Genomic DNA, 21,238 nt, shown 5'->3' with positions numbered 1-21,238 from the left:
ACCACCTTGACATGGTGGGGGTCGATGGTTCGAGTCCATTAGAGCGCACCAAGTGCGTCCGTAGCTCAGTTGGTTAGAGCACCACCTTGACATGGTGGGGGTCGGTGGTTCGAGTCCACTCGGACGCACCAATATTCAGTATGCGCTCTTAGCTCAGTTGGTTAGAGCACCACCTTGACATGGTGGGGGTCGATGGTTCGAGTCCATTAGAGCGCACCACTTTCAGAATTTCTTCAGCTTGCGCAACTCTCCCTTTTATTGATCTGCATCGCTTCCCCCTCTGCTTTTTGATTGGTTTTCGCATACTTAGCGTCTATACTGTCCCGCGTTGCTTACTTGAAAGGTTTCAGCGATCACGTGCTTACTGCGATAACTCAAATGATTTGCGCAACAACAGCGTGGTGGTTACCAACCGTAACCGCACAACTTCCCTGCACGCCTGGCCTTCGTCACCTATTCTTACTCAGTACTGCCCATTTCAGTCTCAATCAGAATTTTCACTTCGATGCGCTGCCATCGGATTTCGCCCTTATTCATCCATCACAACTTACAGAAAATCCGTCATGAAAAAGACTAAAATCGTTTGTACAATCGGCCCGAAAACCGAATCCGAAGAGATGCTGACTCAACTGCTTGAAGCGGGCATGAATGTTATGCGTCTTAACTTCTCTCACGGCGACTACGCCGAGCATGGTCAACGCATTACTAATATGCGTGCTGTCATGCAAAAAACCGGTCGTCAGGCGGCTATCCTGCTGGACACCAAAGGCCCTGAAATCCGCACCATGAAGCTGGAAGGCGGCAACGATGCGGCGCTGAAAGCAGGCCAGACCTTTACCTTCACCACCGACCAGAGTGTGATCGGCAACAGCGAGCGCGTTGCGGTGACCTACCCGGGTTTCACAGCCGACCTGAAAATTGGTAACACCGTGCTGGTCGATGATGGCCTGATTGGCATGGAAGTGACCGAAGTCACCGAAAATACCGTCGTGTGTAAAGTCCTGAACAATGGCGATCTGGGTGAGAACAAAGGCGTTAACCTGCCGGGCGTCTCCATTCAGCTGCCTGCACTGGCTGAAAAAGACAAGCGCGACCTGATTTTTGGTTGTGAGCAGGGCGTAGACTTTGTTGCCGCCTCGTTCATCCGCAAGCGTTCAGACGTGCTGGAAATTCGTGAGCACCTGAAACAGCACGGCGGCGAGCATATCCAGATCATCTCTAAAATCGAAAACCAGGAAGGCCTGAATAACTTCGACGAAATCCTCGAAGCGTCTGACGGCATCATGGTTGCGCGTGGTGACCTGGGTGTTGAGATCCCGGTTGAAGAAGTGATCTTCGCGCAGAAGATGATGATCAAAAAATGTAATAAAGCACGCAAAGTGGTAATCACCGCGACGCAGATGCTTGATTCAATGATCAAGAACCCGCGCCCTACCCGCGCAGAAGCCGGTGATGTGGCGAACGCCATCCTCGACGGTACCGATGCAGTCATGCTGTCTGGTGAGAGCGCTAAGGGTCGTTATCCGCTGGAGTCGGTCACCATCATGGCGACCATCTGTGAGCGTACCGACCGCGTCATGAAGTCACGCATTGACAGCCAGAGCGACACCCGCAAACTGCGTATCACTGAAGCAGTCTGCCGTGGTGCGGTAGAGACAGCTGAGAAGCTGGAAGCACCACTGATTGTGGTCGCGACCGAAGGCGGTAAGTCTGCTAAAGCCGTACGTAAATATTTCCCGAACGCCACCATTCTGGCACTGACGACCAATCAGACCACCGCACGTCAGCTGATCCTGAGCAAAGGGATTGAGACGCGTCTGGTCACTGAAATCGCCTCAACCGATGATTTCTATCGTCTGGGTAAAGAAGCGGCGCTGGAAAGTGGTTATGGTCAGAAAGGTGATGTTGTGGTGCTGGTATCAGGTGCATTAGTACCAAGCGGAACTACCAACACCGCCTCTGTACACGTACTGTAAAACTCTTTTTTGCCATTATTTTAAAGCGCCTTAACGAGGCGCTTTTTTTATTTCTGCTTAAACCAAATCCCGGAAAATTCCAATCGAAAATAACTATTCAAATACTCTTAATATTAAGGTTAATCCGATTAAATCTCTCTGTTTTCGCTAAATTTTTTTATCATATTCTGGGATTCGCTGCTTCTTTGAGCGAACGATCAAATTTAAGCATCTTCTCATCAAAAATTTATTCTCAACTTAAAAAGCTTTGTGTAATACTTGTAACGCTACATGGAGATTAACTCAATCTAGAGGGTATAAATAATGAATCGTACTAAACTGGTACTGGGCGCGGTAGTTCTGGCTTCAACTCTGCTGGCTGGTTGCTCAAGCAACGCTAAAATCGACCAGCTGTCTTCAGACGTTCAGACTCTGAACGCTAAAGTTGACCAGCTGAGCAACGACGTGAACGCAGTGCGTTCAGACGTTCAGGCTGCTAAAGATGACGCAGCTCGCGCTAACCAGCGTCTGGACAACCAGGCTCACTCTTACCGTAAGTAAGAGTTCTGGTTTAAAAATGGCGCCTTTAAGGCGCCATTTTTTTTGCGCAAAATTCAGTGCCCTTTCAGGCACTCATCCTTTCAGGGCTGCGCAGCTTTACCTTCGGCCTGCCCATCCGGGCTATTCGCGCCCGCAGAGGCACTCTCCAGCCCCGCAGGCGGCACGGTATCACTCTGCACCGGCTCGCCACTGCTGACCAGTACAGGCATGCCTGAGCGTCGCGTTAAGCTGGCTTTAATCAGCGCGCTATCACTCTTCTCACTCTTCATGAATTTCTTCAGGTCACTGCCGATCGCAATGGGCATAGTCTGCGGATCGTCTTTATCATTACGGGACAGCGGCTGATGCACTTCCACGTAGCGTTTCCCATCCGGCTCCACAGCATACTTCACCGGCTGATTGATGATCTGAACCCGCGTCCCTTTTGGGGCTGCGTTAAACAGCGCTTCTATGTCCTCAGAACGCAGACGGATGCAGCCTGAACTGACCCGCATGCCGATGCCAAACTTCGCATTGGTACCGTGGATCAGATACTGGCCGGTGCCACGCGCCAGACGCATGGCAAACTGCCCCATCGGGTTATCCGGTCCAGCGGGTACCACGCCAGGTAATGTAATGCCCTCTTTGGCGTAACGCTTGCGGATGTTCGGGGTGGGCGTCCAGGTGGGATTCGGGATTTTCTGGCTGATCTGCGTCACCATGACTGGTGTTGCCGCCCCCAGTTGACCAATGCCGATAGGATAGACGATGACCTTATCTTCCCCTTTGGGATAGTAGTAGAGACGCAGTTCGGCCAGATTCACCACAATCCCTTCGCGCGGCGTATCAGGCAGGATCATCTGCAGCGGCACCGTCAGCTGGGTACCCGCTTTGGGCAACCAGGGATCGGTCCCGGGATTCGCCTCCAGCATGCCCAGTAGCCCGACCTGGTAGCGGGCCGCGATTGATTCCAGGGGTTGTTTATCATCAGGAACCTGAGTCAGAACGTTTTCGCCAATCAGGCGACTGTCAGGCGGTGGCAGCGGGTATTCGGTGGCGAATGCGGGTGCAGAGAGCCCAAAGCAGGTCAGCAGCAATGCACCGGCTAAACGTAAAGCAGGTTTCATGCAATTTTCTCGTCAGATAAAAAAACAGACGCCGGATGGCGTCTGTCGAGTGTAACTTAGCTGAGGTTCTGAGCGGTATGGCGAATAGACCGAATCATCGCCTCCAGCCCCTGCGACCGGGTGGGCGTCAGGTGCTGCACCAGGGCCAGTTCGCCAAACCAGTGGCGAACATCCAGCGCCAGAATTTCGGCGGGTGGCAGGTTCTGATACAGACTAAATACAATAGCAATCAGACCTTTAACGATAGCGGCATCGCTGTCACCTTCAAATGCGATGGTGCCATCTGCCTGCGGGGTCATTCTGATCCACACCTGACTCTGACAACCCGAAATCGCGTTTTCCGGCTGGTGTAATGTTTCAGAAGATTCCGGAAGCTTTGAACCCAGTTCGATAATGTAGAGGTACTTCTCTTCCCAGTTAGCGCAACGGTTGAAGTTGCGAACCAGTTTCTCTTTTTCAGGCAAATTCGCCATCAGTGACTCCGTTAAAACTGTTCAGCCGCCCAGCAGACGATGAATGCGCGTCAAACCGGCAGCCAGACGATCCACTTCCTCTTCACTGTTGTAGAAGGTGAAGGAGGCACGGCACATCGCCGGGACATTGTAGTGCTGCATCAGCGGCATCGCACAGTGATGTCCGGTGCGGATGGCAATACCGTATTGATCCAGGAAACTGCCGACATCGAAGGCATGATGTTTGCCCAGGTTGAAGGCAATAACACCGGCACGTGACTGCGGACCGTAAATCTGAATATCCGGAACGGTGCCCAGCTTATCAAGCGCATAGTTCATCAGTGCCGTCTCGCGCTGATGAATGGTATCCAGTCCCAGCGCCTGCACATAGGCCATCGCCGCGCCAAAGCCGATTATGCCCCCGGTGTTCGGTGTGCCTGCTTCAAAACGCCACGGCGCACTGTTCCAGGTGGTGCCGGTGGGCAGCATGACCTGACCGATCATCGAACCGCCACCTTCCCACGGTGGCATGTCATCCAGCAGCGCCTTGCGCCCATAGAGAATACCGACGCCATTCGGACCGTAGAGTTTATGGCTGGAGAAGACGTAGAAGTCGCAGCCGATATCCTGCACATCCACTTTGTCATGCATCACGGCCTGCGCGCCATCCACCAGCGTAATCACGCCAGCGGCTTTTGCCTGGGCAACGATGGCTTTAACCGGGTTCACGGTGCCGAGCACGTTTGACACGTGCGTCACGGCCAGCAACCGCGTGCGGCTGTCGATCAGCCCCGCCAGTTGCTCCAGCGCCAGTTCACCGTTGTCATTTAAGGGCAGCACACGCACTTCTGCGCCGGTACGCTGCGCCAGCATCTGCCACGGCACGATGTTGGCGTGATGCTCCATCTCCGTGATGATCAGGTTGTCGCCAGACCTGAGGTTACTGCTGCCCCAGGTATTCGCCACCAGGTTGATACCTTCGGTGGTGCCTTTAACGAAGATAATCTCTTCCTGGGACCCGGCATTAATGAAACGGGCAGCCTGATCGCGCACGTTCTCCATATCGCTGGTCGCCTGCTGGCTCAGCGTATGAATACCACGATGCACGGCCGCATAGCCGTGCTGATAGAAATGACTCTCGGCGTTAATCACCGAGAGTGGACGCTGTGCGCTGGCTGCACTGTCAAGATAGGCCAGCGGATGACCGTTGACCTCACGCTTCAGGATAGGAAAATCAGCCCTGATGCGTTCGAGATCGAAGTTCATCATACGTCGCCTCCGGGAAAACGTTGTGCGATACGCTGCAGTACGGCCTGACGCATCACTTCATTTTCAAGTGTCTCGGTGAGTTCAGCTGCAAACGCATGAATAATCATGGTCTGTGCCGCATCCTGCTCAATACCGCGAGAACGCAGATAGAACATCTGCTCATCGTCGATACGACCAATGGTAGCACCGTGGCTGCATTTAACGTCATCCGCGTAAATCTCGAGCTGCGGTTTGGTGTCGACTTCAGAAAGCTTGCCCAGTAACAGGTTGTTATTGGTCATCTGCCCGTCGGTCTTCAGCGCATGCTGTGCCACTTTGATGTGACCGTTAAACACCGCACGCCCTTTGTCACGCACGATGGTTTTATGCATCTGGCGGCTGACACAGTGGCCTTTGTTGTGCTCCAGGTAAGTACGGGTATCCGCCACTTCCTGTTTCACCGGCAGTACCAGGCTGTTAATTGCCAGCGTGGTATTTTCGCCATTCAGCTGCGTACTGGTGTTGTGACGCGACAGGCCCGCACCCAGCAGGAAGCTGGTGCTGCTGACCTGGCCATCGTTGCCAATCACCAGATCGTTATGCGCAAAGTGATAGCTGGCGCTGCTTTCAAAGGCGAGCTTGGTGTGAGTCAGTTTCGCATTGTCACCAATCGCAAAGGTAAAGCGCGTGCCGGTGAAATGGGCGCGCTCATCCAGAGAGACGTAGTGCTCAATGACTTCCGCTTCGGCACTCTCTTCCAGCTGCAGATGATGGCGATAATGAACGGTGTTCATGCCCGTATGCTGACCGCTGGTGATGTGCAGCAGATAGACCGGACGGGCAGCGGCTTTACCGCGTGCCAGACGCAGGGTCGTCACCTCTTCTGCCAGGCTCTCGGTCAGATGCAGGAAGACTTCCGGCTGAACCGCAGCGGGCAGCGGACGGCGCTCGGCGGCCACGCTGTGCTGGACCTCAAACAGTTCGACGTCGCGGCTGCTGAAGGCGGGCTGGAACTGACCATCCACATACACCAGACGGATTGCATCCAGCGGCAGGGCCAGTGCATCAACCTGTTCAGCGCTCAGGGTCTGCGGCGCATCGGGCAGCACAAACTGCTGGGACAGCAGCGTGTCCAGCGGCGTGTACTTCCAGTTTTCATGCTTGCGGGTTGGCAGACCAACACGCATCAGTTGCTGCCAGTGCTGCTGTGCCTGTAAAGAGCGCACGTCACCGCGCGATTCAAACAGGTGATGCCACTGTTGCAGCGCAGAATCACTCTTCGTCGGTAAGCCAGCCATAACCTTGCTCCTCCAGCTGTTTCACCAGCGAGAAGTCGCCAGATTTCACGATTTTGCCCTGATACAGAACATGAACGAAGTCTGGCTTGATGTAATCCAGAATACGCTGGTAGTGGGTCACGATGATAAAGGCACGTTTCTCATCACGCAGGCTGTTTACGCCATTCGCGACGATTTTCAGCGCATCGATATCCAGACCAGAGTCAGTTTCATCCAGGATGCAAAGCTCAGGTTCAAGCGCCGCCATCTGCAGAATGTCGTTACGCTTCTTCTCACCACCGGAGAAGCCAACGTTAACGGAACGGGTCAGCAGATCTTCCGGCATCTTCAGCAGATGAATTTTCTCTTCAATGAAGTCCTGGAAATCAAAGCGATCCAGCTCGTCCTGCTGACGATATTTACGTACCGCGTTGACCGAGGTTTGCAGGAAGAACTGGTTGCTGACGCCCGGAATCTCTACCGGATACTGGAAGGCCATAAAGATGCCTTCACCGGCACGCTCTTCAGGGGCCAGTTCCAGCAGATCTTTACCTTTGAAGCTGACTGAACCGCCGGTCACTTCATAATCTTCACGGCCTGCCAGCGTCGCTGACAGCGTACTTTTACCGGAGCCGTTCGGCCCCATGATGGCATGCACTTCGCCCGGTTTAATTTCGAGATTCAGGCCACGCAGAATGGCTTTATCTTCAACACTGACCTGCAAATCTTTAATGCTTAACATTCTTATTCCTTCACATTGCTTCCGGCAAGGCGTGTGACGGCATCAGCCCACACTGTGCTCAAGGCTGATGGCTAACAATTTCTGGGCTTCCACAGCAAATTCCAGTGGCAGCTCCGAGAATACGTCTTTACAGAAGCCGTTCACGATCATCGAGATGGCGTCTTCTTCACTGATACCGCGTTGCAGACAGTAGAACATCTGATCTTCGCCGATACGTGAGGTCGTGGCTTCATGCTCAAGCTGGGCGGTATTGTTGCGGGTTTCGACATACGGGAAGGTATGTGCGCCGCAATCAGGGCCAATCAGCATTGAGTCACACTGCGTAAAGTTACGGGCATTGGTGGCAGTTGGCATGATTTTCACCAGACCACGATAAGTGTTCTGACTTTTACCGGCCGAAATCCCTTTAGAGATAATGGTCGATTTGGTGTTTTTACCAATATGGATCATCTTGGTGCCGGTATCGGCCTGCTGACGACCGCTGGTCAGTGCCACCGAATAGAACTCACCTACCGAGTAGTCCCCGCGCAGAATGCAGCTCGGGTATTTCCAGGTGATCGCTGAACCGGTTTCAGACTGGGTCCAGGACATCTTGCTGTGGTCACCTTCACACAGCGCACGCTTGGTCACGAAGTTGAGGATACCGCCCTCGCCTTCGCCGCCAGGGAACCAGTTCTGAACGGTCGAATATTTCACTTCAGCATTTTTATGGATGATCACTTCCACCACGGCGGCATGCAGCTGATAGCTGTCACGCACGGGGGCTGAACAACCTTCGATATAGCTGACGTAGCTGTCTTCATCGGCAATCAGGATGGTGCGTTCAAACTGACCAGTTTTCGCCGCGTTGATGCGGAAATAGGTCGACAGCTCCATCGGGCAGCGAACCCCTTTCGGGATATAAACGAAGGTGCCGTCAGAGGCGACCGCCGAGTTCAGTGCCGCAAAGAAATTATCGTTAGCCGGAACCACCGTACCGAGATACTGCTTCACCAGCTCCGGGTGTTCCTGAATCGCTTCGCCGAATGAACAGAAGATAATCCCCTGCTCCGCCAGCTTGCCGCGATAGGTGGTTGCCACAGAAACGGAGTCAAAAATGGCGTCAACCGCCACTTCCCGCCCTTCACGTACAGGCACACCCAGCTGATTAAAGGCGTTCTCCACTTCCTGCGTCAGGTAGTCGCTGGCTGGCGCGCTGCCGGAAGCCTGGGTCACACCCGGCTCTGAGGCACAGGTGTCATCGCAGTTACCGCAGGAGGGCGCGGAGTAGTAGCTGTAATCCTGATAGTCGAGTTTTTCGTAGTGGGCTTTCAGCCAGTGTGGCTCTTCCATTTCAAGCCAGGCACGAAACGCTTTAAGACGAAACTCCAGCATCCACTCTGGCTCGTTACGCTTGGCCGAGATCGCCCGCACCACATCTTCATTGATGCCGTTGGCAAATTCTTCGGTCTGCAGTTGGGTAAAGAAGCCCTCTTTGTAGTTGAGCTTGCCTTCCCAGATTTGTACATCGTCAGATGTTTCGCTGTGTCGTGACATATTTCACTTACTCGACGCCAAAGCTCTCACCGCACCCGCAGGCGTGCTGAGCTTTAGGGTTATTGAATTTAAAAATCTGATTCAGGCCTTCACGAACATAATCCAGTTCAGTGCCATCAACGAATGGCATCGCCTGTAGCGGCACAAACAGTGTTGCGCCGTGGAGTGAGAACTGCAGATCGTCTTCGACGGGTTCTTTCACCAGATCCATGACGTAGCCGAACCCGGCACAGCCGGATTGTTTTACGCCCAGACGCAGACCCTTGACGTCAGGGTCCTGAGCCGCCAGATTGAGAATTTGTTGCGCTGCGGTTTCAGTCAGCGTCAGACCTTTCCAGACAAAATCGTCGGGTGAGAAAGAGTCTGTATTAACAGATGCCATGTTGATACCTCTTGAGTCCGGACCTTTTCAGGCTATCCCCCTATGGTAGTGATCTGACCAATCACTTCAACCTCTTGTTTTGCAGGGATAATCATCTTGTGCTGTTTTATTTGCTCAATTATTAAGCATAGCTGCTTCCGTTCATCCTGCGTGAACAGAGTCAGCCTCAATAAGCCAGTGATAACCTATTAATAAATCACTCTATTTGAAATAACCATTTTTGATAAAAATGCTTATTGATAGGTTACGCCTTTCTCCGATGTAAACAGATTGTTATTTCCGATTATACCGACAGGCAGGATAAATCGATAAATTTTTCTGTCCTGCAATTGCAATCCCGGCATGGATGAATATGATAATTATTATCATTAACATTCAGGGTGACGCCATGATGCTTTCTGTCTCCGCCTGGCTGCAGCATAAAATCGACGAATACCAGTTTTCGGTGCGTGATATCACCGTCGACTTTTATATGGCGCAGGCAAAACTCGACCGGGCCGACTGCACGATTCATCAGCTGCGTCAGTTTAACGATGCCTGTCAGGATATGGCAGAAGTCTGCCAGTTGAACGGTGACGACCAGAGTTACCTTCATGCGATGGGTAAACTGCATCACCGGCTGGTGCAGGAGATGGGAAACAACGATCGCGATCGCCTGTTTCGCCTTCAGGCCTATCAACTGGCGCGATTGTCCCTGACCCGCCTCTGCCATCAACTGGCTATGGTCGGAGAGTGGAACAAAGCCACCGTGCTGCAAAGTGACTTCGTGCGTCACGCTGGCTGGATATTCTAATCCAGCCACGGCGTGACGTCGCGCACAATTTTTTTACATTAGCGTTAACAATGCCTGAAGCGGATGGCGCATGCCGTTGCCTTCCACACGCTTGACCTGGCTGCGGCATGAATAGCCGGTGGCCAGACAGCGCTGGCGCGGCAGTCGCTGAAGCTGCGGATGCCAGGAGAGCGCATAGATCCCCAGCGAGTTTTCGAGGTTCTGACTTTCGTGCCCATACGTGCCCGCCATGCCGCAGCAACCTACATTGATGTTCTCCAGCTTTGCGCCAAAACGGGAGAAAATCGCCTGCCACTGGGTGGGCGCTGAAGGCAGCGCGGTTACCTCGGTGCAGTGCGCAAACAGATACCAGGACTCCCCGCCCGTGGCCTGCACCTCACGTTCTGCCACAGCACGCTCTAACCATTCATGCACCAGCAATACGCTAAAGTCGCCGCGCGATTCACCCAGCGTCTGACGATACTCATCGCGATAGCAGAGCACGGTAGCCGGATCGACGCCCACCATCGGCAGTTCCAGTTTGGCGACCCGATTAAGAAAATCGGCGGTACGGGCTGCCGTGCGGGCGAAACGTTGCAGGAAGCCTTTCACGTGCTGCGCTTTACCGTTTGGCGAGAAAGGCAGCAGCACCGGGCGATGCCCCAGCTTCTCAATCAGCCTGACAAAATCGTTAACCAGCTGTGCCTCATAGAAGCTGGTAAAGGGATCCTGTACCACCAGCACACAGCTGGCGCGCTCCGTGGCTGACAGTCCTTCCAGTTGTTCCAGCGTCATGTTCATGGCGGGATGGCCACTGAGCTGCTGTTTCAGGTTAGGAGACGAAAGCAGCGGCAGATCGACCATGCCGATATGTGTTTTGCTTAACTCTTTCACCCACGGCTGGCGCAGGAAAAAGTTAAATATTTTTGGCGCCTTCGCCATCAGAGGCGCATAGCCTTCGACCGCCGCCACCAGGTGATCGCTGACCGGGCGCAGATAACGGGTGTGATAGAGCTGCAGAAAGCGCGAGCGGAATGCGGGCACGTCAATTTTAATCGGACACTGGGTGGAGCAGGCTTTACAGGCCAGACAGCCGGACATCGCCTCTTTCACCTCGTGCGAGAAGTCATACTCCCCTTTACTGGCGTGCCAGCTGTTGCGGGTACGGGCGATCAGCCCGCGTAGCGACAGGCTGTTTTCCGGCAGCTGCTTTTCCAGTGCCAGCGGATCGACGCCCTGCCCGGCCAGAAGTCGCAGCCACTCCCGCGTCAGCGTTGCCCGCCCTTTTGGCGAGTGAATACGGTTGCGGGTGATCTTCATTGACGGGCACATCGGGCTGCGGGCATCAAAATTGAAACATAACCCGTTGCCGTTACACTCCATCGCTCCACGCCATTCATCCCGGACCGTTAACGGAATCTGCCGATCGTATGTTCCGCGCTTCACCGCATCGACCTGCATCATTTCGTCGTTGCTGTTAAAGGGCGTACAGATTTTACCCGGATTCAGGCGGTTAAGCGGGTCAAAGGCCGCTTTGATGCGGCGCAACTCATTAAAAAGCGTCTCGCCGAAGAATGCCGGACTGTACTGGGCGCGGAACCCTTTACCATGTTCACCCCACAGCAGGCCGCCATAGCGCGCGGTCAGCGCCACCACTTCGTCGGAGATCTGTTTCATCATCATCTCCTGCTGCGGATCACACATATCCAGCGCCGGACGCACGTGCAGGACGCCAGCATCGACGTGACCAAACATGCCGTAGCTCAGGCCGTGGCTGTCAAGCAGCGCGCGAAACTCGACAATGTAGTCCGCCAGTTTTTCCGGCGGAACAGCGGTATCTTCGACAAACGGAATTGGTTTAGCCCGGCCTTTCGCATTTCCCAGCAGGCCCACCGCTTTTTTACGCATGTTATAGATGCGCTCAATGCCCGCCAGATCGTTACAGAACTGATAGCCAATCACGCCGCCCTGCTGCTGCTGCATCAGCGCATCAAGCCGGGCACAGAGTTTTTCGATCTGCTGATCGATGAGTGCGGCATTGTCACCGGCGAACTCAACGATGTTCAGACCCAGCATCTCTTTATCGGGTACGTCAGCAATCATTTCACGCACCGAGTGCCACACGATATCTTCCCGCGCCAGGTTCAGCACTTTGGAGTCAACGGTCTCAACTGACAGCGCCTGCGCGTCCACCATAAAGGGTGCGTTACGCAGGGCGGAATCGAAGGAGTCATATTTAATGTTTACCAGCCGCCGCACTTTCGGCAGCGGGGTGATATCGAGACGTGCCTCAGTAACAAAAGCCAGCGTGCCCTCGGCACCACAGAGCAGGCGCGTCAGGTCGAAGGTTTGCATATCGTCGCTGAAGACGTGGCGCAGGTCGTACCCGGTAAGGAAGCGATTCAGCCTGGGAAACTTTTCCAGAATCAGATCCCGGTGCTCGCGGCAGCGCGTCAGCACCTGCTGATAAATACGGCCTTCGGGGGTTGCCGTCTGCGCCAGCGTTTCAGCCAGCGCGGTGGCCATTGGTCGCGTATCAAGAATATCGCCGCCCAGCAGCACGGCGCGCAGGCCCAGTACATGGTCTGAGGTTTTACCATAGACCAGCGAACCCTGACCCGACGCGTCGGTATTGATCATGCCGCCCAGCGTGGCGCGGTTACTGGTGGACAGTTCAGGCGAAAAGAAAAAGCCGAAAGGCTTCAGCCAGGCATTCAGCTGATCTTTGATGACGCCAGCTTCGACCCGCACCCAGCCCTCATCGGTATTGATCTCCAGGATGCGGTTCATGTAGCGCGACATGTCCACCACAATGCCCTGATTCAGTGACTGACCGTTAGTGCCAGTGCCGCCGCCGCGCGGGGTAAATACCAGGCTGGCAAAGCGTGCTTCTCCGGCCACGCGGGCGAGCAGCGCAACGTCCGCCGTCGAACGCGGAAAGAGCGCCGCGTCGGGCAACAATTGATAGATGCTGTTATCGGTGGAGAGTGAAAGACGATCGGCATAGCTGGTCGCCATGTCGCCGGTAAAACCCTGCTCTTTCAGCGACTCAAGGAACGTCAGCACCAGTTGAACGAGGCCCGGTGCCTGCGAAATCTGTGGGATCATGATTGTCTGACCGAAGGTGTTGTAAACGTTTGCGTTTATACGTGAGCGATTTCTCGTTTTATCATATTTTTTCTGCGGCTGCCCTTTTTTCAGAAAAGACAAAAACCTTTCTCCGCGACGCTGTTTAAACCCTGGCAAATAGATCATGATAAAAACGGGCATCCGAATGCCCTGAAATGAAGGATTAAGACGAGGTTATGAGTCAATGATGAAAAGCCAGTACCGGGATATGGATTTACCGCAAATACTCTTTACCCTGATGTTCATTCTGCTGCTGATTGTCGCCTGTTTATGGGTGGTGCAGCCGTTTATTCTGGGCTTTGCCTGGGCCAGCATGGTGGTAATTGCGACCTGGCCATTGATGCTGAAATTCCAGCGCCTGTTGTGGGGACGCCGTTCGCTGGCGGTGATCGTGATGACCATGCTGCTGTTGCTGCTGTTTATCATCCCTATCGCACTGCTGGTCAGCAGCCTGATCGATAACAGTGCCCCGGTCATCGCCTGGGTTACCCAGGGGCATACGATGCCGCAGTTGCTGTGGCTCAGGGATGTGCCGATGGTCGGCAAAAAGCTTTATGTCAGTTATGACACGCTGGTGGCGAGCGGCGGTGCCGGCATCATGGCTAAAATCCAGCCCTACATTGGCCGTACTACCGGCTTTTTTGTCGCGCAGGCCGGTCATTTCGGCCGCTTTATGATCCATCTGGGCGTGATGTTGCTGTTCAGTGTGCTGCTTTACTGGCGCGGCGAGCAGGCTGCACAGGGCATTCGTCATTTTGCTTTCCGCATGGCGGGACGACGCGGTGATGCCGCCGTGCTGCTGGCGGCACAGTCCATTCGTGCCGTGGCGCTTGGCGTGGTGGTGACGGCGCTGGTGCAGGGCGTGCTGGGCGGTATCGGTCTGGCGATCTCCGGTATCCCCTATGCCACGCTGTTAACGGTGCTGATGATCCTCTGCTGTCTGGTTCAGCTCGGCCCGCTTCTGGTGCTGGTCCCGGCTATTATCTATCTCTACTGGAGCGGCGATACCACCTGGGGAACCGTGCTGCTGGTCTGGAGTTGTGTGGTGGGCACGATGGATAACGTCCTGCGTCCGATGTTAATCCGGATGGGTGCAGACCTGCCGATGATCCTGATCCTCTCTGGCGTAATAGGTGGCCTGTTTGCCTTCGGCATGATTGGTCTGTTTATCGGGCCAGTGGTGCTGGCTGTTTCCTACCGTCTGGTTTCCGTCTGGGTTCATGAAGCGCCAGCTCCCGATAATGACCCACTGGCCGTGGCTGAAGCCCTGGCCGATCATGAGGGTACCCCACCAGCCGTCTGATTCACAGCAATGACACGCTGTGTCACTCTATCCTGTGAGCATTGATTAGTGCGGTTAATGATGATTAGCCGCACCCCTTCTCAGAGACTCGCCAGATTTTGTTTTCCATTAGCGATTTTTAAGAAAAAAGCCATCTTTGGCCTTTATTTGACCTTTCTGGCCTAAAAAAGATTACTTTCTGCACTGTTTCTTAAGTCAAACGGCGAAGTAAAGGTGACAAAAGATTATCGGCTTTAACTAATAAGAGGATTCTTAAAGACGCCAGCCAGCGGTATGAATAACATGTTTCCTATGTTCGAAATCAAGCTAATGATTTTCAGACAACCTGATTCCCCTGAGTAGAGTAAAGAATTGCTGTGTGTAGTCTTTGCCCATCCCCTGTGATGGGCTTTTTTTTTGCCTGAATATGACCAGCTATAAACAGAAAAAGGCCCGCAGTGCGGGCCTTTCATCATTTCTGTAAGCGTCGTCAGGCGGTTTTGTTTAACTGTGCCAGACTCACCCACGTTTCCACTACAGTGTCCGGGTTCAGCGACAGGCTATCAATGCCCTCTTCCATCAGCCATGCGGCAAAATCCTGATGATCGGACGGCCCCTGACCACAGATGCCGACATATTTACCCTGCTGCTTCGCGGCCCTGATCGCCATGGAGAGCAGGGCTTTCACGGCTTCGTTACGTTCGTCAAACAGCGCGGAGACGACGCCGGAATCGCGATCCAGCCCCAGCGTCAGCTGGGTCATGTCGTTGGAGCCGATTGAGAAGCCATCAAAGTGCTGCAGGAACTGCTCTGCCAGCAGCGCATTTGACGGGATCTCGCACATCATGATGATCTTCAGCCCGTTCTCACCGCGCTTCAGGCCCTGACGGGCCAGCTCTTCCACCACGGCCTGCGCCTGATCCACCGTGCGCACAAACGGCACCATGATTTCGACGTTAGTAAGACCCATCTCGTTGCGAACGCGCTTTACCGCTTCACACTCCAGCGCAAAGCAGTCGCGGAAGTTATCCGCCACATAGCGACCTGCGCCACGGAATCCGAGCATCGGGTTTTCTTCTTCCGGCTCATAGCGTTCGCCGCCAACGAGGTTGGCATATTCATTGGTTTTAAAATCGGAAAGTCGGACAATTACGCGTTTCGGTGCAAATGCCGCACCAAGCGTGGCAATTCCCTCCGTCAGGCGAGCGATGTAAAACTCCACCGGATTATCAAATCCTTTCATCATTTTACGGATCTGCTGCTGCAGTTCCGGCGTCTGCTGTTCAAATTCAAGCAGCGCTTTCGGGTGAACGCCAATCATTCGGTTAATAATAAATTCCAGCCGCGCCAGGCCAACACCTTCGTTCGGCAGACAGGCGAAATCAAAAGCACGATCGGGGTTACCTACGTTCATCATAATCTTCAGCGGCAGCTCAGGCAGCGAATCGACCTGCGAACTGGTGACGTCGAAGTCGAGCAGCTGATCATAGACGTAGCCGGTGTCGCCCTCGGCGCAGGAGACGGTGACCTGATGGCCCTCTCTCAGCCGATCGGTGGCGTCGCCACAACCTACTACCGCCGGAATACCCAATTCACGCGCGATGATCGCCGCATGGCAGGTTCGTCCGCCACGATTAGTGACAATGGCTGACGCCTTTTTCATGATCGGTTCCCAGTCCGGGTCGGTCATGTCCGTCACCAGCACATCGCCTTTTTCAATGCGGTTCATTTCGCTGATATCGTGGATGACCTTCACCACGCCTGCGCCGATACGATGACCGATGGCACGCCCTTCAACGACGACGCTGCCCTGACCCTGCAGCGTATAACGCTCCATTACCTGGCCATTTGAGCGCACGGTTTCAGGACGCGCCTGAACAATGAACAGTTTGCCGGTGTGTCCATCTTTCGCCCACTCAATATCCATCGGCCGCTGATAGTGCTGTTCAATCAGCACTGCCTGCTTCGCCAGCGCCTGCACTTCCTCATCGTTCAGGCAGAATCGGTCGCGTTCGGCCTCAGGCACATCTTCGATGCGTACCTGTTCGCCATGCGCCTGAGAATCGGCATACACCATGCGCACCTTTTTCGAGCCCATATTGCGACGCACGATAGAGGGACGATCCGCCGCCAGTGTTGGCTTGTGAACATAGAACTCATCCGGGTTAACAGCGCCCTGCACCACCATCTCACCCAGTCCCAGGGCGGCGGTGATGAAGACCACCTGATCAAAGCCGGATTCGGTATCAATGGTGAACATCACACCTGACGAGGCCAGGTCCGAACGCACCATGCGCTGTATGCCGGCAGAGAGCGCCACGCCACGATGGTCGTAGCCCTGGTGCACGCGGTAGGAGATAGCACGGTCATTAAACAGTGAAGCAAAGACATGCTTGACCGCCACCATCACGGCGTCGATGCCCTGCACATTCAGGAAGGTTTCCTGCTGGCCGGCAAAGGAGGCGTCGGGCATATCTTCGGCGGTGGCAGAGGAGCGGACGGCAAACGACGCGGCCGCATCATCGGCAGAGAGTTGCTGATAAGCGTCCAGAATGGCGGACTCCAGTTCCGGCAGAAACGGCGTTTCCACCACCCACTGACGAATCTGTTTACCCGCTTTTGCCAGCGCATCAACATCATCAATATCCGTCTCATCCAGCAGCGCATAAATTCGCTGGTTCAGCCCGCTTTGATCGAGAAACAGGTTAAAGGCGTACGACGTGGTCGCAAAACCATTTGGCACGGAAACGCCCAGCGACGACAGATTCGTTATCATTTCACCTAAAGAGGCGTTTTTACCGCCTACCCGATCAACATCATGCATACCAAGCTGGTTATACCAGAGCACCAATGGCTGTTCCTGAGTGGACATCGCGCTTATCCTTTATCAATTATCAATGAATGGACACAGAGAGTGAGCTTTTTTCAGCCTGGCATATCACCCCATCAATAACGATCTGTTGAATCGTTAAAGCAGAATTTCAGCCGCAGTTTCGGAATTGTGAGCGGATTATTATGCTGTTGCGCAAAGTCGCTATTTTTATCTAACTGATTGATTTGACAGGAAATGTCACATTTTCAGCCACTTAAGCATTCCTTTTTGTTGCGCAACAGACGCAGGGCTATTTGTGGCCCGTTCGCGGTTTGAAAAGAATTCCGGCGACTCGAAACGCCTTTTCATTTTTATTAGCGTGATGAAACTGCAGACAAATAATCCGGACAGACATTCCAGAAATTAAAATCAGAGATGATTTATTAAGTCGCATCGCTCATGCTGATGGCTCACTCCTGGCTGAGGCTGAATTCATTATGACAACTGACAGAAGCGTTTTTTATATCTCCGATGGCACAGCGATTACAGCTGAAGTCCTGGGCCATGCGGTGCTGTCGCAGTTTCCAGTCAATATCACCAGCCTGACGTTGCCATTTGTGGAAAACGTCCAGCGGGCGCTGGCGGTTAAAGCCCAGATTAACGCGCTCTATCAGCAGAGCGGCGTGCGGCCGCTGGTGTTCTTCTCCATTGTCACGCCAGAGGTGCGCGACATTATCGTGCAGAGTGAGGGTTTTTGTCAGGATATCGTGCAGGCGCTGGTGGCTCCCCTTCAGCAGGAGCTGGGCTTATCGCCTGCGCCGGTGGCACACCGCACCCACGGACTGGACGCCAGTAATCTGGGGAAATATGACGCACGTATTGCGGCGATCGATTACGCCCTGGCGCATGATGACGGCATCTCGCTGCGCGGGCTGGAAGATGCGCAGGTTATCCTGTTAGGCGTCTCGCGCTGTGGCAAAACACCCACCAGCCTCTATCTCGCAATGCAGTTTGGTATTCGTGCCGCCAACTACCCCTTTATTGCCGACGATATGGATAATCTTAAACTGCCGCCCGCGCTGCGCGCCCATCAGAATAAACTGTTCGGGCTGACCATCGATCCGGAACGGCTGGCAGCAATACGGCAGGAACGGGCGGAAAATACCCGCTACGCCTCAATGCGCCAGTGCCGGCTGGAAGTAGGCGAAGTCGAAGCGCTGTTTCGCACCCATCAGATCCGCTATCTCAACAGCACTAACTACTCGGTCGAAGAGATTGCCACCAAAATTCTCGACATTATGGGCCTGACGCGCCGTATGTACTGAAGGGGAATCGGGTTGAAAATGTAAAGCGCCGCTGCCGTGGGTTTTGATTTCATTATCAAACCACGGGTTGAATTCGCAGACTAATGGTTTATTGTGACCACCATCACTTCCCGGTATTTCACCGCTGCGAAGAACCGTTTTCGAGAAACTCATGAACAAAACCGACGAACTGCGTACCGCACGCATTGGTAGTCTGATTACCCCCGCCAGCCTGGCGGCTGAACATCCTGTCTCTCCAGCGATTGCAGACAACGTCACCGTTGCCCGTAAACGTATCGCCCGTATATTGACGGGTGACGATCCGCGCCTGCTGGTAGTGATCGGGCCCTGTTCGCTGCACGACCCGAAAGCAGCCCTGGAGTATGCTGCGCGTCTGAACGCGTTACGCATCCGCTATGAAGATCGGCTGGAGATTGTGATGCGTGCCTACTTCGAGAAGCCACGCACCGTCGTAGGCTGGAAAGGGTTAATCTCCGATCCGGACCTGGATGGCAGCTACGATGTGAACCGGGGTATCGGCATTGCCCGCAAGCTGCTGATTGATATCAACGCGCTGGGCCTGCCCACCGCCACAGAATTTCTGGATATGGTGATCGGCCAGTTTATTGCTGACCTCATCAGCTGGGGCGCGATTGGCGCACGTACCACCGAAAGCCAGATCCACCGCGAAATGGCCTCAGCCCTCTCCTGCCCGGTCGGCTTTAAAAACGGCACCGATGGAAACGTGCAGATCGCGGTGGATGCGATTCGCGCCGCACGCGCCAGCCACATGTTCCTGTCGCCGGATAAACTGGGTCAGATGACTATCTACCAGACCAGTGGCAACCCGCATGGTCATGTGATCCTGCGAGGCGGTAAACAGCCTAACTATCACGCCAGCGATGTCGCCGCCGCCGCGGAGAGTCTGGCGGCCTTTAATCTGCCAGAGCAGCTGGTGATCGATTTCAGTCACGGCAACTGTCTGAAGCAGCATCGTCGTCAGATGGATGTGGCGGCAGAGGTAGCAGAGCAGATTAAATCAGGATCGCGGGCCGTTGCCGGTTTAATGATTGAAAGCTTCCTGGAAGAAGGCAATCAGAAAGTGGTAAGCGGTGAACCGCTGGTTTACGGCCAGTCGATTACCGATCCCTGCCTTGGCTGGCAGGAGAGCGAGAAGGTGCTCGCCCTGCTGGCCGAGGCGGTTTCTCACCGCTTCTGAGTCTGAATCAGCTGGAGCAGCTCACCTCTAAGGTTTTGCCCCAGTCTGGCGGCCGCTGACGATACTCAGCGGCTGTCTCATCACTGAAGGGCTGCTGTAACGCCTGATGCAGACGGGCCAGCGCCCCCTGCTCTCCCCGCTCCGCCTCTTCAATCGCCTGCTGCGCCAGATAGTTGCGCAAAATGACAGCCGGATTAGCCGCCTTCATCACAGCCTGTCGTTCTTCATCACTAACCTGCTCATCCACGAGACGGTTGCGGTAGCGCTGATACCAGCCATCAAACGCCTCACGATCGATGAACTCGTCGCGCAGCGCTGAACGGCTTTCAGCCTGTTGGGTTTCACTCAGCAGCCGGAACGTCAGGGTGTAATCAGTGTGCTCCTGCGTCATCAGCGCCAGTAGATCGGTCAGAATCTGATTGTCATTGCTCTGTTGTGTCAGCAGGCCGAGTTTTGCCCGCATCCTCTCACCCCAGACCCGCATCAGTTCAGGTTCATAGGCGCTCAGCGCCGTCCGCAACTGCTCAGTGGTCAGCAGACCCGACAGCGCATGTGCCAGACGGTTGAGATTCCACATGCCAATCATCGGCTGATTTTCAAAGCTGTAGCGCCCCTGATAGTCGCTGTGATTACAGATAAAGTCAGGCTGATAATCATCCAGAAAACCAAACGGGCCATAGTCGATGGTCAGGCCAAGGAGCGACATATTGTCAGTATTCATGACGCCATGCGCAAAACCCACGCTCTGCCACAACGCAATCAGGCGCGCGGTGCGTAACACAATGTCGGTAAACCACTGTTGATAGCGGTCCGCTTCCTCTTCCAGATGGGGCCAGTGATGACGAATGGCGTAGTCAGCCAGTTGCTGCACTTTCTCCTGCTGCTGACTGTAAAAGAAATGCTCGAAATGACCGAAACGCAGGTGGCTCGGTGAAATGCGCATCAGCATCGCGCCACGCTCAGTGGTTTCGCGGTAGACCGGCTCATCGCCTATCGACAGAGTGAGTGCGCGCGTGGTGGGGATACCCAGATGGTGCAGCGCTTCCGAGGCGAGAAACTCACGGACGCTGGAACGGATTACGGCACGACCATCGCCCATGCGGGAATAAGGCGTCAGGCCTGCCCCCTTGAGATGCCAGTCAAGTTTGCTGCCATCATCCAGACGCTGTTCACCCAGCAGGATACCGCGCCCGTCACCGAGCTGACCCGCCCAGACACCAAACTGATGGCCACTGTAGACCTGCGCCAGCGGCTGCATGCCGGGCAGCAGTGCCGCACCGTGCCAGACATCGTGACCGTGACCTTCAAAGAGCGCGCTATCCAGCCCCATTGAGGTTGCAAGCGGTGCGTTGTGATACAGCAGGCGTCCGCCTGCCAGCGGCGTGGGGTTCAGCGCGGTATAACATCCGGTCAGCTCACGGAACCAGGTGTTGTCAAAAGAGGCCTTGCCTGCGGACATTG

At 54.5% G+C, this 21,238-nt stretch carries 16 protein-coding genes, 2 tRNA genes and 1 other RNA gene; 9 read left to right on the top strand and 10 right to left on the bottom strand.

What is annotated here, in order from left to right:
* Positions 1-54: 54 nt before the first annotated feature.
* The 4 genes from IBT54_RS18035 (at position 55) to IBT54_RS18020 (ending at position 2,516) form a co-directional block, all read left to right on the top strand.
* A tRNA-Val gene (locus IBT54_RS18035) sits at positions 55-131 on the top strand.
* Positions 132-142: 11 nt separating this feature from the next.
* A tRNA-Val gene (locus IBT54_RS18030) sits at positions 143-219 on the top strand.
* A gap of 344 nt (positions 220-563) precedes the next feature.
* Positions 564-1,976: a pyruvate kinase PykF gene (pykF, locus tag IBT54_RS18025; RefSeq protein WP_013357702.1), complete on the top strand. Its 1,413-nt coding sequence runs from the start codon at positions 564-566 to the stop codon at positions 1,974-1,976.
* Between the two features lie 303 nt (positions 1,977-2,279).
* The gene (locus tag IBT54_RS18020) at positions 2,280-2,516 is read left to right on the top strand and encodes a major outer membrane lipoprotein (protein ID WP_009090492.1); all 237 of its coding nucleotides are present in this window, start codon (positions 2,280-2,282) and stop codon (positions 2,514-2,516) included.
* A gap of 80 nt (positions 2,517-2,596) precedes the next feature.
* Here the strand turns inward: IBT54_RS18020 and IBT54_RS18015 are convergent, their stop codons facing one another.
* From IBT54_RS18015 to sufA, 7 genes are read right to left on the bottom strand one after another with little or no spacing between them, the layout of a single operon-like run.
* On the bottom strand, positions 2,597-3,622 hold the full coding sequence (locus IBT54_RS18015) for a L,D-transpeptidase family protein (protein ID WP_013357701.1): 1,026 nt from the start codon (positions 3,620-3,622) through the stop codon (positions 2,597-2,599).
* 56 nt (positions 3,623-3,678) lie between these two features.
* On the bottom strand, positions 3,679-4,095 hold the full coding sequence (gene sufE / locus IBT54_RS18010; protein ID WP_033732484.1) for a cysteine desulfuration protein SufE: 417 nt from the start codon (positions 4,093-4,095) through the stop codon (positions 3,679-3,681).
* Positions 4,096-4,116: 21 nt separating this feature from the next.
* Complete coding sequence (gene sufS / locus IBT54_RS18005) at positions 4,117-5,340, bottom strand: cysteine desulfurase SufS (RefSeq protein WP_095707732.1); 1,224 nt, start codon at positions 5,338-5,340, stop codon at positions 4,117-4,119.
* Positions 5,340-6,620 carry a Fe-S cluster assembly protein SufD gene (gene sufD, locus IBT54_RS18000; RefSeq protein WP_201252616.1) on the bottom strand — a complete coding sequence of 427 codons (1,281 nt, stop codon included), beginning with the start codon at positions 6,618-6,620 and terminating at the stop codon, positions 5,340-5,342. Before sufD ends, sufS begins: the two co-directional genes overlap by 1 nt.
* Positions 6,595-7,341, bottom strand: a complete 747-nt coding sequence (gene sufC / locus IBT54_RS17995; RefSeq protein ID WP_013357697.1) for a Fe-S cluster assembly ATPase SufC — start codon at positions 7,339-7,341, stop codon at positions 6,595-6,597. The genes sufD and sufC overlap by 26 nt, the downstream gene beginning before the upstream one ends.
* A gap of 42 nt (positions 7,342-7,383) precedes the next feature.
* Positions 7,384-8,877 (bottom strand): Fe-S cluster assembly protein SufB, encoded by a 1,494-nt coding sequence (gene sufB / locus IBT54_RS17990; RefSeq protein ID WP_013357696.1) that lies wholly within the window; start codon positions 8,875-8,877, stop codon positions 7,384-7,386.
* A gap of 7 nt (positions 8,878-8,884) precedes the next feature.
* A complete protein-coding gene (sufA, locus tag IBT54_RS17985; protein WP_201252615.1) occupies positions 8,885-9,259 on the bottom strand; it encodes a Fe-S cluster assembly scaffold SufA in 375 nt (124 codons plus the stop codon).
* Positions 9,260-9,647: 388 nt separating this feature from the next.
* On the opposite strand from sufA, the gene IBT54_RS17980 reads away from it, so the two are divergent.
* Positions 9,648-10,052, top strand: coding sequence for a hypothetical protein (locus IBT54_RS17980; RefSeq protein ID WP_013357695.1), 405 nt, complete (start codon positions 9,648-9,650; stop codon positions 10,050-10,052).
* Between the two features lie 33 nt (positions 10,053-10,085).
* Here the strand turns inward: IBT54_RS17980 and IBT54_RS17975 are convergent, their stop codons facing one another.
* A complete protein-coding gene (locus IBT54_RS17975) occupies positions 10,086-13,139 on the bottom strand; it encodes an FAD-binding and (Fe-S)-binding domain-containing protein (protein WP_201252614.1) in 3,054 nt (1,017 codons plus the stop codon).
* 205 nt (positions 13,140-13,344) lie between these two features.
* On the opposite strand from IBT54_RS17975, the gene ydiK reads away from it, so the two are divergent.
* Positions 13,345-14,463, top strand: coding sequence for an AI-2E family transporter YdiK (gene ydiK, locus IBT54_RS17970; RefSeq protein ID WP_013357693.1), 1,119 nt, complete (start codon positions 13,345-13,347; stop codon positions 14,461-14,463).
* A gap of 291 nt (positions 14,464-14,754) precedes the next feature.
* Positions 14,755-14,862: antisense sRNA RprA (gene rprA / locus IBT54_RS17965), an RNA gene on the top strand.
* A 70-nt stretch (positions 14,863-14,932) separates the two neighbouring features.
* Here the strand turns inward: rprA and ppsA are convergent.
* Positions 14,933-17,314, bottom strand: a complete 2,382-nt coding sequence (gene ppsA / locus IBT54_RS17960; protein ID WP_201252613.1) for a phosphoenolpyruvate synthase — start codon at positions 17,312-17,314, stop codon at positions 14,933-14,935.
* A 437-nt stretch (positions 17,315-17,751) separates the two neighbouring features.
* On the opposite strand from ppsA, the gene IBT54_RS17955 reads away from it, so the two are divergent.
* Both IBT54_RS17955 and IBT54_RS17950 read left to right on the top strand, forming a co-directional pair.
* Positions 17,752-18,579: a pyruvate, water dikinase regulatory protein gene (locus IBT54_RS17955; RefSeq protein ID WP_013357691.1), complete on the top strand. Its 828-nt coding sequence runs from the start codon at positions 17,752-17,754 to the stop codon at positions 18,577-18,579.
* 151 nt (positions 18,580-18,730) lie between these two features.
* Positions 18,731-19,777 carry a 3-deoxy-7-phosphoheptulonate synthase gene (locus IBT54_RS17950; protein ID WP_201252612.1) on the top strand — a complete coding sequence of 349 codons (1,047 nt, stop codon included), beginning with the start codon at positions 18,731-18,733 and terminating at the stop codon, positions 19,775-19,777.
* Positions 19,778-19,784: 7 nt separating this feature from the next.
* On the opposite strand, the gene IBT54_RS17945 is transcribed toward IBT54_RS17950, so the two are convergent.
* Complete coding sequence (locus IBT54_RS17945; protein WP_201252622.1) at positions 19,785-21,236, bottom strand: YdiU family protein; 1,452 nt, start codon at positions 21,234-21,236, stop codon at positions 19,785-19,787.
* Between the last annotated feature and the right edge of the window lie 2 nt (positions 21,237-21,238).

It is taken from the genome of Pantoea sp. S62, assembly GCF_016658625.1.
GTDB lineage: Bacteria > Pseudomonadota > Gammaproteobacteria > Enterobacterales > Enterobacteriaceae > Pantoea > Pantoea vagans.
This window is presented reverse-complemented; position numbering and strand designations above follow the sequence as displayed.